The organism is Thalassolituus sp. UBA6592, from assembly GCF_002433655.1.
In the GTDB taxonomy this organism is placed as follows: domain Bacteria; phylum Pseudomonadota; class Gammaproteobacteria; order Pseudomonadales; family Oceanobacteraceae; genus Venatoribacter.
In genome coordinates this window covers 25407-39144 of the sequence record NZ_DJIO01000084.1, presented here as the reverse complement: position 1 = coordinate 39144, position 13738 = coordinate 25407, and the positions used below count along the sequence as shown (strand labels likewise).

Sequence of the window (13738 nt, the reverse complement as noted above, 5' to 3'; positions counted from 1 at the left end):
ACGGCCGATACGGTGTACGTAAGACTCGGTGTCTGACGGAATGTCGTAGTTAATAACGTGACTGATACGTTCAACGTCCAGACCACGGGCTGCAACGTCAGTCGCAACAATAATATCCAGCTGACCGGCTTTCAGCTTTTCTACCGCTTTTTCGCGCAGAGCCTGCGGAATATCGCCGTTCAGTGGTGCGGATTTAAAACCGTTGGCCGACATAAAATCGGATACTTCTTCAGTTGCCTGTTTGGTACGTACGAACACCATCATGGCATCGAAGTCTTCGGTTTCAGCAATACGCATCAGTGCATCGTTTTTATGCACGCCGCCAACAAACCAGTAACGCTGACGGATACGGTCGTTGGTGGTGGTTTTCGCCTGAATTTTTACTTCCACCGGATCGTTCAGATGGGTTTCTGCAACCTTCTGAATTTCACGTGGCATGGTCGCCGAGAACAGAGCTACCTGGCGTGAACGCGGAGTCTGTTCCAGAATCCAGTTAACGTCATCGATAAAGCCCATGCGCAGCATTTCGTCGGCTTCGTCCAGAACAACGGCCTTGATATCGGCCAGGTTCAGGGTGCCACGACGCAGGTGATCCATAACACGGCCCGGCGTACCAACAACCCACTGCGGACCGCGCTTCAGTTCACGCAGCTGCGAGCCGTAATCTGAACCACCATAGATGGCAGACACGTTAATACCCGGAATGTATTTGCTGTAGGTTTTAACCGCTTCGGCAACCTGCTGCGCCAGCTCACGGGTTGGCGCCAGACAGAGTACCTGAGGAGTATTGAAGTCAGCCTGAGTGCGGGTCAGCAGCGGCAGAGCGAAGGCAGCGGTTTTACCGGTACCAGTCTGCGCCATACCCAGCACGTCACGTCCTTCCAGCAGAGGAGGAATGCTGTTGGCCTGAATTGGGGATGGTGCTTCGTAACCCAGTTCCTCCAGAGTACGGAGAACAGGAAAAGGAAGACCCAGGCTCGCAAAGCCTGTAGAGTTTGTATCGGACATATTGTACCTGTGTGCAAAGGAAGGAAGGGCGTTGCCGTTCCGAAAAGCCAGCTGCTTTTCATTCGCGTTTGCTTACACGGCGGGGCCCGACTCATCAATTCTTGAAAGGGGTCGCGGACTATACAGGAAAGAAAATGCTATGTCGCGTGAATTTTGTCCATCCAGGCAGGTTTTTCTGTGATATTACCGCTGACCGACAGTTAGGACAGGTACATTGGCCGCACACTGGTATCAGCCGCTTCCACCTGATACGTAAAATCCTTCTGGATCACCCCGGAAACCGGCCTGTCAGCCAGGCAGCATTGCCGATTATCGCTACGCCGCAGGCAGCGCAGGTGCTAATCTTGTAAAGACTGAATAAGCAATTATGCAGGAGCCGTTGCCGCAGTATGAGTATCAAATTCCGTATTTTACTGACAGTTGTTTTGCTTCAGGTAATGGGGTTTGCCGCTCTGCTGCTGAATTATAACCAGCGCGCCCATGAAGGCATCGTCGAATTCAACCGTTCCCAGGTGATGGCATCGCTGAAAGCCACGGTCAGCCAGATGGACGCACTGTCGTCGCAGATGGAACGCACCGCCGCCGGTCTGGCCCGTGGTGGTGAGCATTTCGGCGAATACCACCATGAACAGCAGGCGCAGGATATCCGCAATAAACTGCAGCGCCTGCTGTTACGTACCTTCGCGTCTTTTCCTGATGCCGTGGGTGGTGGCGTCTGGTACGAGCCCTACTCCCTCTCCCCTGATGAAGAATTTATCGGCGCCTATGTATTCCGCAGCGATATTGGCCTGTCGTTTACCTGGGACTACGAAGCCGGATACGCCAGCTCCTGGTGGTATCAGCTTGGCATACCGGATAACTGGCCGCGCACCGAGCACCGCCCCGACTATTTTTACTGGACCGCGCCCTACGTCAACGAGAGCGGACAATGGACCATGAAAGTGGTTTCTCCGATGTACGATGATGACCAGAAACTGCTGGGCGTCGCCAGTGTCGACTGGGCACTGCCCCAGGTGATGGGCAGCCTGCAGAATATGAAAGTCACGCAGGACAGCAAGCCCATACTCTACTCACCGCGCATGAATGAATATCTGGGTGACAGCCGCCTGTCCATGATTGATCCGTTTGCCCGCCTCGACAGCAGCATGCGCGTGCAGCAGCTACCGACCGACAATGGTGACTACCTGTACGCTGCGCGCTCCCGCACCGGTCTGATTCTGGCGGTCTGCATTCCGCAGGAAGAACTGTACGATCTGGTTGAAGGCACCCTGTCAAAAACCATGATGGTAAACACCATTCTGGTGATCGCCTTTGTAACCATTATGCTGATCACCCTTGAACTGCTTTTCCGCCCGCTGGACCGCATTCTGACGGCGCTGCGCACATCCATCCGCTTTGACAGCGGCAGTGGTCAGATTACCTTTTCGCCACTCAATACCGAATCCCGTAACGAATTCACCCAGATCATTGATACCTTCAACCGTCTGGGAAAACAGGTGGTGGAATTTACCGGCCGGCTGAACCGTACCAACACAGAACTGCAGAAAGAAAAACGCCGGTCAGAAGAGCTGAACGCCACTCTGGAACAGAAAGTAGTGGAACGCACCGCCGAGCTGGCAGAGAAAAACCGCGAAGTCACCGAATCACTGCGTATTCTGAAGCTGACGCAGAAACAGCTGGTTGATATGGAGAAACACGCAGCTCTGGGCGACATTGTTGCTGGTCTGGCCCATGAAATTAATACGCCGCTGGGCATCAGTGTCACGGCCGTCAGTGCCATGGAAGAACAGCTGGAAGAACTGAAAACCCTGTTTAACCAGAACCGCCTGAGCCGCGACCACTTCAACGAATACGTTGAATACTCCAGTGAAGGCATCAGTATCGCCGCCGAAAACCTGCGCCGCGCTGCAGATCTGATCACCCGTTTCAAACAGGTGGCGGTAGATCAGGCCAGCGAACAGAAGCGTGATTTCGAACTCTGTGACTACATCAACAGCATCATTACCTCGCTGCGCCCGGGCTATAAATACCGCCCTGTGGAAGTGGAGCTGAAATGCAGCCAGTCGGTTATAACCACAACCTATCCGGGCGCACTGGCGCAGGTAATCACCAATCTGCTGATGAACTCACTCACCCACGCCTTTCCCGCGGAGCAGGATGACCGCAATCACCCGGGCCATATCACCATTGAAGTGTCAGAGCGTGAGGACAACGCCGTTATTGTCTTCCGTGATGATGGTCAGGGCATGAAAGAAGAAGTGTGTCAGCGCGTTTTCAATCCCTTCTTTACCACCCGGCCTGATCATGGTGGCAGCGGGCTGGGCGCCTTTATCATTCAGGATCTGATCATTAATCAGCTGAAAGGCAGTGTGTCTGTTACCAGTGCGCCGGGCCAGGGCACCGAGTTCACCATCATTCTGCCGCTGCGCATCAGCGCTGCCAGCTGAAGGCCGTGCAGCTGAACTGTCATTCCTGTCGCCCGACGGACAACAATAGGCCAGTACGGCGACCGATTGCCCGGCGCGCATGAAAGCGTATAATCGGCGCTCTTTTCATCAAGACGGAGCTCCCAAGGTGCTTACAGTAAACGAATATTTTGACGGCAACGTAAAATCCATCGCCCTGCAGACCGAAACCCTGCCTGCCACCGTTGGTGTGATGGAAGCCGGTGACTACGAATTCGGCACCAGCAAAAAAGAAGTGATGACCCTTGTGTCCGGTTCAATGGACGTTCTGCTGCCAGGTGAAACCGAGTGGAAAACCTTTGCTCAGGGCGAATCTTTTGAAGTTGCTGCCAACGTGAAGTTCGGCGTTAAAACTCAGGGCCAGGTTGCTTACTTCTGCACTTACGAATAAGCAACTGAGCGAATAAGCAACTGAGCCCCCGGGTTCAGTCTGAATAAGTCAGCACTTATTCAGCACAGATCAGCCTCTGTCCGCTAGCGGATCCAGAGGCTGAATTCTTTATGGCACAGGGGTTTTGAGAAGTAATACCCCTGAAAGGTATGACAGCCATTTTCCTGCATAAATTTAAGTTGCCCCTGCGTCTCGACACCTTCTGCCAATACCTTAAGGCCCAGCCCCTCAGCCAGATTAAGAATGGTACGGGTAATAATCCGTCCCTCTTCTTCTTCGTCCTCCAGCGTACTGATAAAACTGCGGTCGATTTTTAATTTATCGACACGGTAACGGTGCAGATACGCCAGTGACGAATAACCGGTACCAAAATCATCCACCGCCAGAGAAATACCCAGCTCTTTTATGCCAGCGATGGTGTTCATCACACCGGGGGTCGGTTTCAGCAGCGCACCTTCGGTAATTTCCAGCTCCAGCCACTTAGGATTCAGGCGGTAATATTTCAGCAACGCCGACAGGTGTTCCACCAGACCACCGGAAATAAAGGTCGGTTGCGTGATATTTACCGCCAGCACAATGGGATCGTAACCCCGCGACTGCCACTGAGCCAAACGACAGCAGGCACTCTGCAGTACCCAGTAATCCAGTGCAGTTATCAAACCGGCGTCCTCGGCCACCGGCAGAAAACGATCCGGAAAAATCAGCCCCTGCTGCGGGTGATTCCAGCGGATCAGCGCCTCAGCTCCGATCAGCCGTTCACTGCGCGCATCCATCTGCGGCTGAAACCACAATTCCAGTTCGGTTTCTTTTTTCAGTGCCTGGCGCAGCTGCGAGCCAAGCTCAAGGCGGTCATTGGCGGCCTGAGTCAGCTCAGAACTGTAATAGCAGTAATGATTACGGCCGGAATTTTTGGCGTGGTACATAGCCACTTCGGCATTGCTCAACAGCGGAATGGCATCCGCACCGTGATCCGGGTAGACACTGACACCGATACTGACACCGACAAACAGCTCCTGATTCAGGCCAATATCATAGGGCTGCGACAACAGCTGCTGCAGCATACCCGTCACCCAGCGGATCTGATCGTCGTCGACAACGTTATTCAGCACCACCAGAAATTCATCGCCGCCAAGACGGGCGACGATATCTGTTTCACGCAGCCGCCCGCGCAGACGCTGAGCACAGATACGCAACAGGCGGTCACCGGCCGGATGGCCAAGGCTGTCATTGATGTGTTTAAAGTGATCCAGATCGATATACAGCAGGGCCACACGACTGTGTTTTTCAGCGGCACGGATCAGGCATTTATCCACTTCAACCTGCACAGAGGTGCGGTTCGGCAAGCCGGTCAGAGAATCATTATTGGCCAGAAAATCGAGCTTTTTCTCTGACTGACGGATCTGACTGGTATCTTCAAATACACCAATAAAACTCTGAATTTTATTTTTTTCATTACGGATGCAGGTGATGGTCAGACTCTGCGGAAACGCTTCACCACTTTTACGCCGGTTCCAGACCTCTCCATGCCAATAGCCCTGACGGATGCAGCTGCGGATCACGCTGTGCATAAACATCCGGTCCGGCTCACGGTTATCCAGCACGGATACCGGCTCACCCAGCACTTCGGTTTTACTGTACCCGGTAATTTTACTGAATGCCGGGTTAACGCCGTTAATAATGCCTTTACTGTCGGTGATAACCACACCTTCAATAATCGACTCATACACCCGCGAGGCAAGAATCAGACTCTGCTCTTTGCGTGTCTGCTCGGTAATATCCTGCACCATACCACTGCGGCCGATAATCCCGCCCTGTTCATCAAACGTGGTTTTTGCCAGTGCGCGGATAACTTTCTGTTGTCCGGCGGAAGTAATAATCCGGTAGCAGCCATCAAAGGTTTCCGGCTCGGTCAGACTCGTCTGAAAGCGCTCCATGACCGCCAGCTTATCGTCGGGGTGGATGAAGTTAATATAATCATCGCGGGTAATTCGCGTAACACCTTCCGCTACACCAAAAATCCGTGCCGCTTCACGGGTGAAATAAATCGACTGGGTTTCATAGTTTTCATTCCAGCTGCCAATACCGGCAATGGCTTCGGTATGCGCCAGTAATTCCTCGCGTTTCTGCAGTTCACTGAACACAGCAATACGCTCGGACACCACATAACACAACTCCAGAAACGCATTCAGCAACTGGCGCTCGTAAGGCTCCGGAATTTCACTATTGGCATCAAACGAAAGAAACAGAGCACCAAAAATATCGTTATCCTGCGCAACCGGTATGAGCAGAAAGGATGGCGTTTCCAATGCCTGAAAAATGGCATCAAGGGCTGGATTTTCACCACGCTGACCTTCATCCGCCAGCACTTGCTTTTCATACATCAGCCAATGATCACAGATATCCGCAAGGCGTTTGGATTTTTCCTCCGCACAGGCTGCGCTGGCGGCATCAATGGCAATGCGGATTGGCTCTATACAACGGCCTTCGCGACAGACCAGCATAACAATGGCCGGACACTTAAATCGTTGCCCGACTTCATGTAATGCTGAACGGATATCCTGAACCAGAGTGTCCGGTGTCGTCCGCAGAAAATGGCGGATCAGGCGCGATATTAATAATTCCATACGCGGTGTATTCCTGACCGGGTCCTGTACATACTCTGTGACATTAAGCTGTGCCTGTTTCCATTTTCCGCAATCATTCTGCGGCACACCATGAAGCTGAGACCCAGTCATACAAGCACTCCTGATTGGGGCTATTGGAAATAAACATGTGACAGCACATAAGCCTGCAAAGAAATTTTGTCGTTATCGTTCAGTCCGCTGAACTGAATACCCAGGCGGATACCGGATTCTTCCGGTTGAACAGAGCGGACAATACCGTCGAGATTCACCAGCCGCTCCACACCACTGATCTGCAGCATGGCGACAAGACGCACCGGTTCATCACGCATAACCGCTGCATCTTTTGCCAGCACGCTGGCACCGCCGAGACTGATATCACGGACTCTGGCGGATTTTTTCTCCTTAAGGTCCGTGCCGAAATGCATGGAGGCGATCAGATTCACCCGGGCGCGCACGCTGGAGCGCACCTCACCCAGCGCCAGCGCTTTGGGCTGAGCAAGATGCAGATGGGCATAGGGAGCACGGGCGATGTGCACGACTTCGGTATGGAAAGCACAGGCACAGTTCATCTGGGTAGCGAACAGACGCACGTTCAGCGGCGTTCCGAGGCGCAGCGACATAGGCGCGCCGTTTATCACCGGCGTCGTTACAATAAGCCCGTTGCCGGCCCGATAACCCACCAATACGGAACGATCACGGTCGTTGGTATACCCTTCGATTTCCAGCTGCAGCGCCTGCCCGGGCAATAAGCGCAGGTCTTCAAAGCGGACTTCTTTCTTTTCCGCAGTCATTAGGGTCATCCGGCAAATCCACATCCAATTGTCGGTTATTACTACTGTCCCGGTGTTATCAGCTGAAGACTAATGACAAACCAGACATCATTGGGAAAGTGTAGACCACCAGAACAGGAACGTGTGGCTTGCAGTAAAAAGCACAGATGTTCATCATATTGTTTCAGTCGTTACGGGATGGTTTACGGTGTTTGATAAGACAGATCTGGTCAGGCTGGTTACAGTCACCATGCCGTTTGGCAAGTATCAGGGCAAAGTATTGATCGACCTGCCCGAAGAGTACCTGCTGTGGTTCAGCAAGAAAGGTTTTCCGGAAGGACAGCTGGGGATGTTGCTGGCACTGGCACTGGAGATCAAAATTAACGGGCTGGAAGGCGTACTGAAACCCATCCGCGAAAAAGCCATACCGCAATCAGCTGCGACATCAGAGGATAAACTGCACTGAATGAAAACCCTGGGATTTTTAGAAACTGACACCCTGTACCCGGATCTGCTGGACGACTACCGCTCCTACGGCAATATGTTCCGGCGGTTTTTTACGTCGCTGGGGGCAGACCTGAATTTCCGTTTTTATCAGGTTCAGCAGGGCGAGTTGCCTACCACACCCGGTGAGTGCGATGCCTATCTGATTACCGGCTCCAAAGCCGGTGTATACGAAGACCTGCTGTGGATTCCGCCACTGCGCAACTGGGTTCAGCAGGCGTTCGCCAACGGCGAAAAAATGATTGGCATCTGCTTTGGCCATCAGCTGCTGGCACATTCGCTGGGCGGTCATGCCGCGCGCAGTCCGAAAGGCTGGGGGATTGGGGTTCATACCACCCGCGTGGTTCAGCATCCGGTCTGGGTCAATGACGACCTCAGTCATCTGCGTCTGATCTACAGCCACCGTGATCAGGTGGAAATTCTGCCGCAGGGTGCGCGCCGTCTGCTCAGCAGCGACTTCTGTGAAAATGCCGGTTTTTATATCGGCAATCAGGTGCTGTCATTTCAGGGGCATCCGGAATTTACCGTGGAGTTTACCGAACGTCTGCTGCCACGCCGCCGTGATTGTATCGGCCCGGCGGTTTTTGATCAGGGGATGGCGACGCTGTCGCAGCCGACCGAAGCGGAAACCGCCGGTCGCTGGGTGCTGGAACTGATCCGTCTCTGAACACTGTCCGGACTGTCTTAAACAGCTGTCCGTCAGAGAAATTTCTGCACGTACCAGCAGCTGGCTGCCAGCGAATAATTCTGTTCTCTGGCCCAGCTCAGCCCGGCTTCCACCAGCACTTCCGCCAACCCCTGCCCACGCAGACCAAAGGGTACATAGGTGTGGGTAAAATCAATCTGAGTACCTCTGATGCTGTAATCCAGCACGCATTCCTTAGCGTCTTTCAGCAACACAAAGCGGCTCTGCGCCGGTTGATGTTCAATCGTGTAATCGCTCATAAATACTCCTGGCTGCCGTTCAAAAAGACAGTGCGTCAGTCAATACAGTACATCAGTGAATGCGATGAGCCTGCAGACGCAGACCAATAATATGGCGCCCGGCCAGAGTTACCTTGCCTTCATAACGCTCGTCGCCGGTAGAGGAAAATTCAAAGCGGAACTCACGGTGCAGACGCCAGCCACCCGGACCACGGCGCACAGCCATGCCGGACATCACCAGAGTGTCATCCAGTAACTGCACATCTTCCTGCTGGCAGTGTTTGCGCACGGCTTTTAGCGCCATACTTTTCGCCTGTTGCTGGCGGTTCCAGAACAGGTACAACAGAACACAGGCAGTGAGAAAATACAGCCAGCCAAGCATAAGGAATCTCCGCGTAAGGTCGGAGGCATGATAACAGCACTCCGCTTCCCTGCGGAAATGCTGTCAAAGACGGGATCAGGAAGGCTTACGGCGCTGGCTGCGGCGCAGAGTTCCCTGCTGACGTTCCTCTGCCGGTTTTTCCGGTGCCACCATGCCATACGGATTCACCGCTGCTTTGGCTGGAGCAGCTGCTTTGGCAGGCTGCGACTGAGCATCGGCACTGTTCGCTGCCGGACGCTTCTGCGGGCGACGGCTGTTTTCGGCACGGCTGTTTTCTGAACGGCTGCTGTCAGAACGGCGCTCCTGACGACGGCTGTCTGAACGATTATTGTCCGCACCGTTATTGCCGGATGCATTCTGAGCAGGCTTACCGCCGCGCTGCTGCTGGCGTTTTTCCTGACCATCAGCTGACGTTTTATCAGTCGGCTTTTGTGCACCACCACGGCGGCTGCGGTTGCCATTGTTCGCCGCGTTATGTTCACTCTTGTTACCGTTACGGGCTTTGTCACCGCGCCGGGCATTGTTCTTCCGACCCTGTTCATTGCGTCCCTGTTCACTGCGACCTTGGCCATTGCGACCTTGCCCGCCGCGGTTGTCGGCACTGCGCTGCTGATCGTCTGTACGCGGTGCTTTTGCCTTCTTAGGTTTTTTCGGTTTACGCGGACGGGACACCGGCAGCGCCACCACAGGTTCAAAACCGGCAAGGGTACGACGCTCAATCTCTTTACCGATCAGGCCTTCAATGCCTTCCAGATCTTCCAGTTCTTCTGCACAAACCAGCGACAGCGCCTGACCACTGGCCCCGGCACGCCCGGTACGGCCAATACGGTGGACATAGTCCGCCGCAACATTCGGTAATTCGAAGTTCACCACGTACGGCAGCTGTTCAATATCCAGACCGCGGGCAGCGATATCCGTGGCCACCAGTACGGCGATATCACCGGACTTAAACTCTGCCAGTGCGCGGGTACGTGCGCCCTGACTCTTATTGCCGTGAATCGCCGCAGCACGGATATTGTTCTTTTCCAGATGCGTAGCAAGGCGGTTGGCGCCGTGCTTGGTGCGGGTAAACACCAATACCTGATGCCATTTGTTGTCCTGCAACAGGCGTGTCAGCAAAGCTGACTTCTGCTTTTTATCCGCCGGCACCAGCCATTGTTCAATGGTATGCGCCGTGCTGTTACGTGGGCTGACATCGATTTCCACCGGATCATTGACCAGACCTTTGGCCAGATCGCGGATCTCTTTGGAAAAGGTCGCAGAAAACAGCAGATTCTGGCGTTTGGCCGGCAGCAGCTTCAGAATCTTTTTAATGTCATGAATAAAGCCCATATCCAGCATACGGTCCGCTTCATCCAGAACCAGAAATTCCACCTGATCGAAACGCACAGCGTTCTGCTGATACAGATCCAGCAGACGCCCCGGGCAGGCTACCAGCACATCGACACCACCACGCAGGGCTTTCATCTGCGGGTTGATACCCACACCGCCAAACACCACGGTGCTGTTCAGTTGCAGATACTGGCTGTACTGCACCACGTTTTCGCCTACCTGAGCTGCCAGTTCACGGGTTGGCGTCAGTACCAGCGCACGGATACGGTTAGCACCGGCGCGTTTACCGGATTGCAGGCGCTGCAGCATAGGCAGAGTAAAACCAGCGGTTTTACCGGTACCTGTCTGCGCCGCAGCCATTACATCGCGTCCGGCCAATACCGCAGGAATTGCCTGCGCCTGTACCGGTGAAGGAGTGCTGTAGCCCTGTTCGGAAACAGCCCGCAGAATTGGATCACACAGATCCAGATCGGAGAATAAAGTCATTAAAAAGGCAGCCGGAACGGCAAAAAAGAGGAATGAATAAGGGTAGAGCCGCGCACTCTACTGGAAGACAGCTGCCCCGTCCAGCGCAGCTGCCGTTTGTGTAACGCCTGTCACACAGCCAGATAACCGGCGTCTACCGGATAATAGGCACCGGTAACAAAAGACGCCGCATCGCTGACCAGCCAGGCCACCAGATAAGCAACTTCTTCCGGTTTACCCAGACGGCCCAGCGCGTGCTTGCTTTCCAGCATCTGCACCACTTCCGCTGGCAGGCCATTATCCACCAGCGGAGTATGAATAAAGGCGGGTCCGACCGAATTGATGCGGATACCGTCTTCTGCATGTTCCCAGGCTGCGGCTTTGGTCATGCCCACCACACCGTGTTTGGCAGCGACATAGGCCGGAGATTGTGGGAAGGCAACCTGACCGAGAATCGACGCCATATTAATAATGGCACCGGATTTCTGCCCGCGCATGGCATTGATGGCCGCATGCTGACAATAAAAGACTCCGTTCAGATTGATGTTAATAACCTTGTTCCAGTCGTCGATGGTGTAGTCACCGGATTTCGCTGAAGGACCACCGATCCCCGCATTGTTTACGGCAATATCCAGTCCGCCCAGCGCTGCGACCGTGTTATCCATGGCCGCCTGAACAGCAGCAGCATCGCTGACATCCACCACCTGGGTAATACAGGGCACATCATAATCTGCGGTGATCTGTGCTTTGGCTGCCTGCAATGCGTCTTCTGACAGGTCCCACAGGGCAATCGCCGCACCGGACGCTGCCAGTACCTGAGCCGTCGCCAGACCAATGCCGGAAGCACCGCCGGTAATCATGGCTTTTTTGCCCTGCAGCTGGTAATCGATCATATTCACATCCTTTGGTTAATGTCCGGGACGCAGCGCCTGCACTGCAAACCTCAGATCATGTAATCGGAATCGTTCTGCTCATACTGTTTTTGTGCGATGCGTTCAAACGGACGTACAACAAACAGCACCAGAATCACAGGCACTGCAATTAACAGAACGGCCGCAATTATGATTACAGACAACCATAAATGTTTCATTGATCTGGCGTAGACCTGCTCCGCAGGGATCACCAGCGCAAAATATTCCGGCGGGTTCTGCGCCCGGGTAAACACGGAAGCAAAAGAAAAATATTCCCGGCCGTTAAGAAGCACCCGCTCAACCCGCTCCAGTCCCTGTGGGTTTTCCGTCAGCAACTGCAGATGGCGATAGGGTACAACCGCCATTTTCGCCGGTTTTATCACTTCACTTTCGGCGAACCATTTCTGCCGCAGAAATTCCCGTGAAGAGGCCGGTACAGCAGCAATAGCCTGATCCAGAATCTCTTTCAGCGGTGCCAGTTCAGGACGCACACGGATGTGCAGTGCGTGGGGTAAATCCAGTAATTGCGGCACCTGTGTGTCCAGCACCAGTCCTTTCATGTACTGCTGCTGCAGCGTCTGACGTAACACCACTTCCGCATCGATAGCAGCATCCGCTTTACCCTGCTCCACCGCCCGCAAAGCATCGCGCAGGGAACGCATACTCTGCAGTTTAATTTGTGGATATTTTTCATTAAGAACAGAAACAATCGACCAGCCGCCAATTAACGCCAGAGTTTTGCCATTGAGATCGCTTAAATCGGTAATTTCTTCCGCATCGGCACGACGTACCAAAGCAAACGGCATATCAATCACCGGCTGGGTTAATTCATCCCGGGTTTTATCAATGGCAACGACTGGCTGCAGCATTTCCAGCTCGCCGGTATTAAACATATTCACCAGTTCCGCCCAGCTATAACCATTCACGAATTCCGTTTTCAGACCGATCATGCGTGACAATACCCGGATCATATCGACGCTGTAGCCGCTGGGATCACCACCGACGGAAAAATCCACCGGCAGCCAGTCCATTTCATTGGAAACATGCAGGGTTCCCAGCGTATTGACATACTGACGCTGCTGCTCAGTTAATTTCATCGGGCTCACCGGCGGCAGCCGGCGATAGGCATTATCGCTGTGATTACTGGCCAGCAGACTGCCGTCCTGCTGGTACAGATACAGCTCACCATAAGCACTTAATGATTGTGCGCGCAGGTGAGAAGACAGGGTGGAGAAGGTAATATCCAGTGCCAGTACGTGATCCGTTCCCGGCAGTTTTTTAACGAAGCTCTGACCCGGCGCCTGCAGATGCTGAAACAGATAAGGCCGGGTTTTGCTCACACCCTGCGCGTCGGCCCGGGTAAACCAGATGCGCTCTCGCACATCATAATCACTGCTTTCAGAGCGGGAAAAATTGAGTTCAAAGTCACGGCTGTAATATTCAAAACGACGCTGGCGCTGCGCGCCCTCTCCTTCTACAGCAATAACAACCCAACGGTCAGCCGGAGTGGCATTCAGTTGCCGACGGATAACTTCACTGCTGTTCAGGTTCACCAGCTCAAACAGATCGCCGTCATCAAAACCGACATAAAGTGCATAAAATACCGGATTAGTGCGCAGCACTTCGGCAAATAACTCCCGCGTGCCATTATTAATCCAAGGGCCGCGTTGTTTATCCTGTTTGATCAGCGCCGGGAAATGTGACAGCACCTGTACGGTTTCCACTGCACTTGCGTCCATGTGCGCAAGATAATTGCGTGTTGCTGTCGCGGTCAGACGATATTGTTCTTCCGCGGATTCCAGCGCCATATCGCGGCTGAACCAGAAATGCAGAGAAACAGATAAAAAAGCGGTAAGTAACGTAGTCAGCACAACCACCAGCATCAGACGCTGGCGGAGTTTCAGGCTTTGTTGTTCGAACTCGTCGTGCAACTGCATTCCCTGCTCCCTGTCTTACTCATGA

11 protein-coding genes and 1 pseudogene are annotated in these 13738 nt (G+C 53.6%); 4 read left to right on the top strand and 8 right to left on the bottom strand.

Translation table 11 applies throughout. The features are described 5' to 3' along the window. Positions 1-1008: DEAD/DEAH box helicase (locus B2Z72_RS08560; protein ID WP_297004559.1), on the bottom strand; the 1008-nt coding region annotated here is incomplete at its 3' end. A 389-nt stretch (positions 1009-1397) separates the two neighbouring features. On the opposite strand from B2Z72_RS08560, the gene B2Z72_RS08555 reads away from it, so the two are divergent. Next, positions 1398-3455 (top strand): ATP-binding protein, encoded by a 2058-nt coding sequence (locus tag B2Z72_RS08555; protein ID WP_296983386.1) that lies wholly within the window; start codon positions 1398-1400, stop codon positions 3453-3455. A gap of 127 nt (positions 3456-3582) precedes the next feature. Beyond that, complete coding sequence (locus B2Z72_RS08550) at positions 3583-3864, top strand: pyrimidine/purine nucleoside phosphorylase (protein WP_296983385.1); 282 nt, start codon at positions 3583-3585, stop codon at positions 3862-3864. Positions 3865-3947: 83 nt separating this feature from the next. On the opposite strand, the gene B2Z72_RS08545 is transcribed toward B2Z72_RS08550, so the two are convergent. After that, positions 3948-6599, bottom strand: a complete 2652-nt coding sequence (locus B2Z72_RS08545) for a putative bifunctional diguanylate cyclase/phosphodiesterase (protein WP_296983384.1) — start codon at positions 6597-6599, stop codon at positions 3948-3950. 20 nt (positions 6600-6619) lie between these two features. Further along, positions 6620-7279 (bottom strand): flagellar brake protein, encoded by a 660-nt coding sequence (locus tag B2Z72_RS08540; protein WP_296983383.1) that lies wholly within the window; start codon positions 7277-7279, stop codon positions 6620-6622. Between the two features lie 187 nt (positions 7280-7466). On the opposite strand from B2Z72_RS08540, the gene B2Z72_RS08535 reads away from it, so the two are divergent. Both B2Z72_RS08535 and B2Z72_RS08530 read left to right on the top strand, forming a co-directional pair. After that, positions 7467-7724, top strand: a complete 258-nt coding sequence (locus B2Z72_RS08535) for a DUF3820 family protein (protein WP_296983382.1) — start codon at positions 7467-7469, stop codon at positions 7722-7724. Continuing rightward, the gene (locus B2Z72_RS08530) at positions 7725-8429 is read left to right on the top strand and encodes a glutamine amidotransferase-related protein (protein ID WP_296983381.1); all 705 of its coding nucleotides are present in this window, start codon (positions 7725-7727) and stop codon (positions 8427-8429) included. A gap of 32 nt (positions 8430-8461) precedes the next feature. Here B2Z72_RS08530 and B2Z72_RS08525 read toward each other — a convergent pair whose 3' ends face one another. The 5 genes and pseudogenes from B2Z72_RS08525 to B2Z72_RS08505 form a co-directional block, all read right to left on the bottom strand. Further along, positions 8462-8707: a GNAT family N-acetyltransferase gene (locus tag B2Z72_RS08525; RefSeq protein ID WP_296983380.1), complete on the bottom strand. Its 246-nt coding sequence runs from the start codon at positions 8705-8707 to the stop codon at positions 8462-8464. Positions 8708-8759: 52 nt separating this feature from the next. Next, a complete protein-coding gene (locus B2Z72_RS08520; RefSeq protein ID WP_296983379.1) occupies positions 8760-9068 on the bottom strand; it encodes a DUF3301 domain-containing protein in 309 nt (102 codons plus the stop codon). A gap of 438 nt (positions 9069-9506) precedes the next feature. Continuing rightward, positions 9507-10886, bottom strand: a pseudogene (locus B2Z72_RS08515) (DEAD/DEAH box helicase); the annotation flags it as partial. 110 nt (positions 10887-10996) lie between these two features. Beyond that, on the bottom strand, positions 10997-11758 hold the full coding sequence (locus tag B2Z72_RS08510) for an SDR family NAD(P)-dependent oxidoreductase (protein ID WP_296983378.1): 762 nt from the start codon (positions 11756-11758) through the stop codon (positions 10997-10999). A gap of 50 nt (positions 11759-11808) precedes the next feature. Continuing rightward, complete coding sequence (locus B2Z72_RS08505; RefSeq protein WP_297004556.1) at positions 11809-13713, bottom strand: transporter substrate-binding domain-containing protein; 1905 nt, start codon at positions 13711-13713, stop codon at positions 11809-11811. Positions 13714-13738 lie beyond the last annotated feature (25 nt).

Bases quoted from the DNA above. Each gene is read 5' to 3' on its own strand.
- B2Z72_RS08555 (WP_296983386.1), top strand. From the start codon at position 1,398: ATGAGTATCAAATTCCGTATTTTACTGACAGTTGTTTTGCTTCAGGTA.
- B2Z72_RS08545 (WP_296983384.1), bottom strand. From the start codon at position 6,599: ATGACTGGGTCTCAGCTTCATGGTGTGCCGCAGAATGATTGCGGAAAA.
- B2Z72_RS08540 (WP_296983383.1), bottom strand. From the start codon at position 7,279: ATGACTGCGGAAAAGAAAGAAGTCCGCTTTGAAGACCTGCGCTTATTG.
- B2Z72_RS08530 (WP_296983381.1), top strand. From the start codon at position 7,725: ATGAAAACCCTGGGATTTTTAGAAACTGACACCCTGTACCCGGATCTG.
- B2Z72_RS08525 (WP_296983380.1), bottom strand. From the start codon at position 8,707: ATGAGCGATTACACGATTGAACATCAACCGGCGCAGAGCCGCTTTGTG.
- B2Z72_RS08520 (WP_296983379.1), bottom strand. From the start codon at position 9,068: ATGCTTGGCTGGCTGTATTTTCTCACTGCCTGTGTTCTGTTGTACCTG.
- B2Z72_RS08510 (WP_296983378.1), bottom strand. From the start codon at position 11,758: ATGATCGATTACCAGCTGCAGGGCAAAAAAGCCATGATTACCGGCGGT.
- B2Z72_RS08505 (WP_297004556.1), bottom strand. From the start codon at position 13,713: ATGCAGTTGCACGACGAGTTCGAACAACAAAGCCTGAAACTCCGCCAG.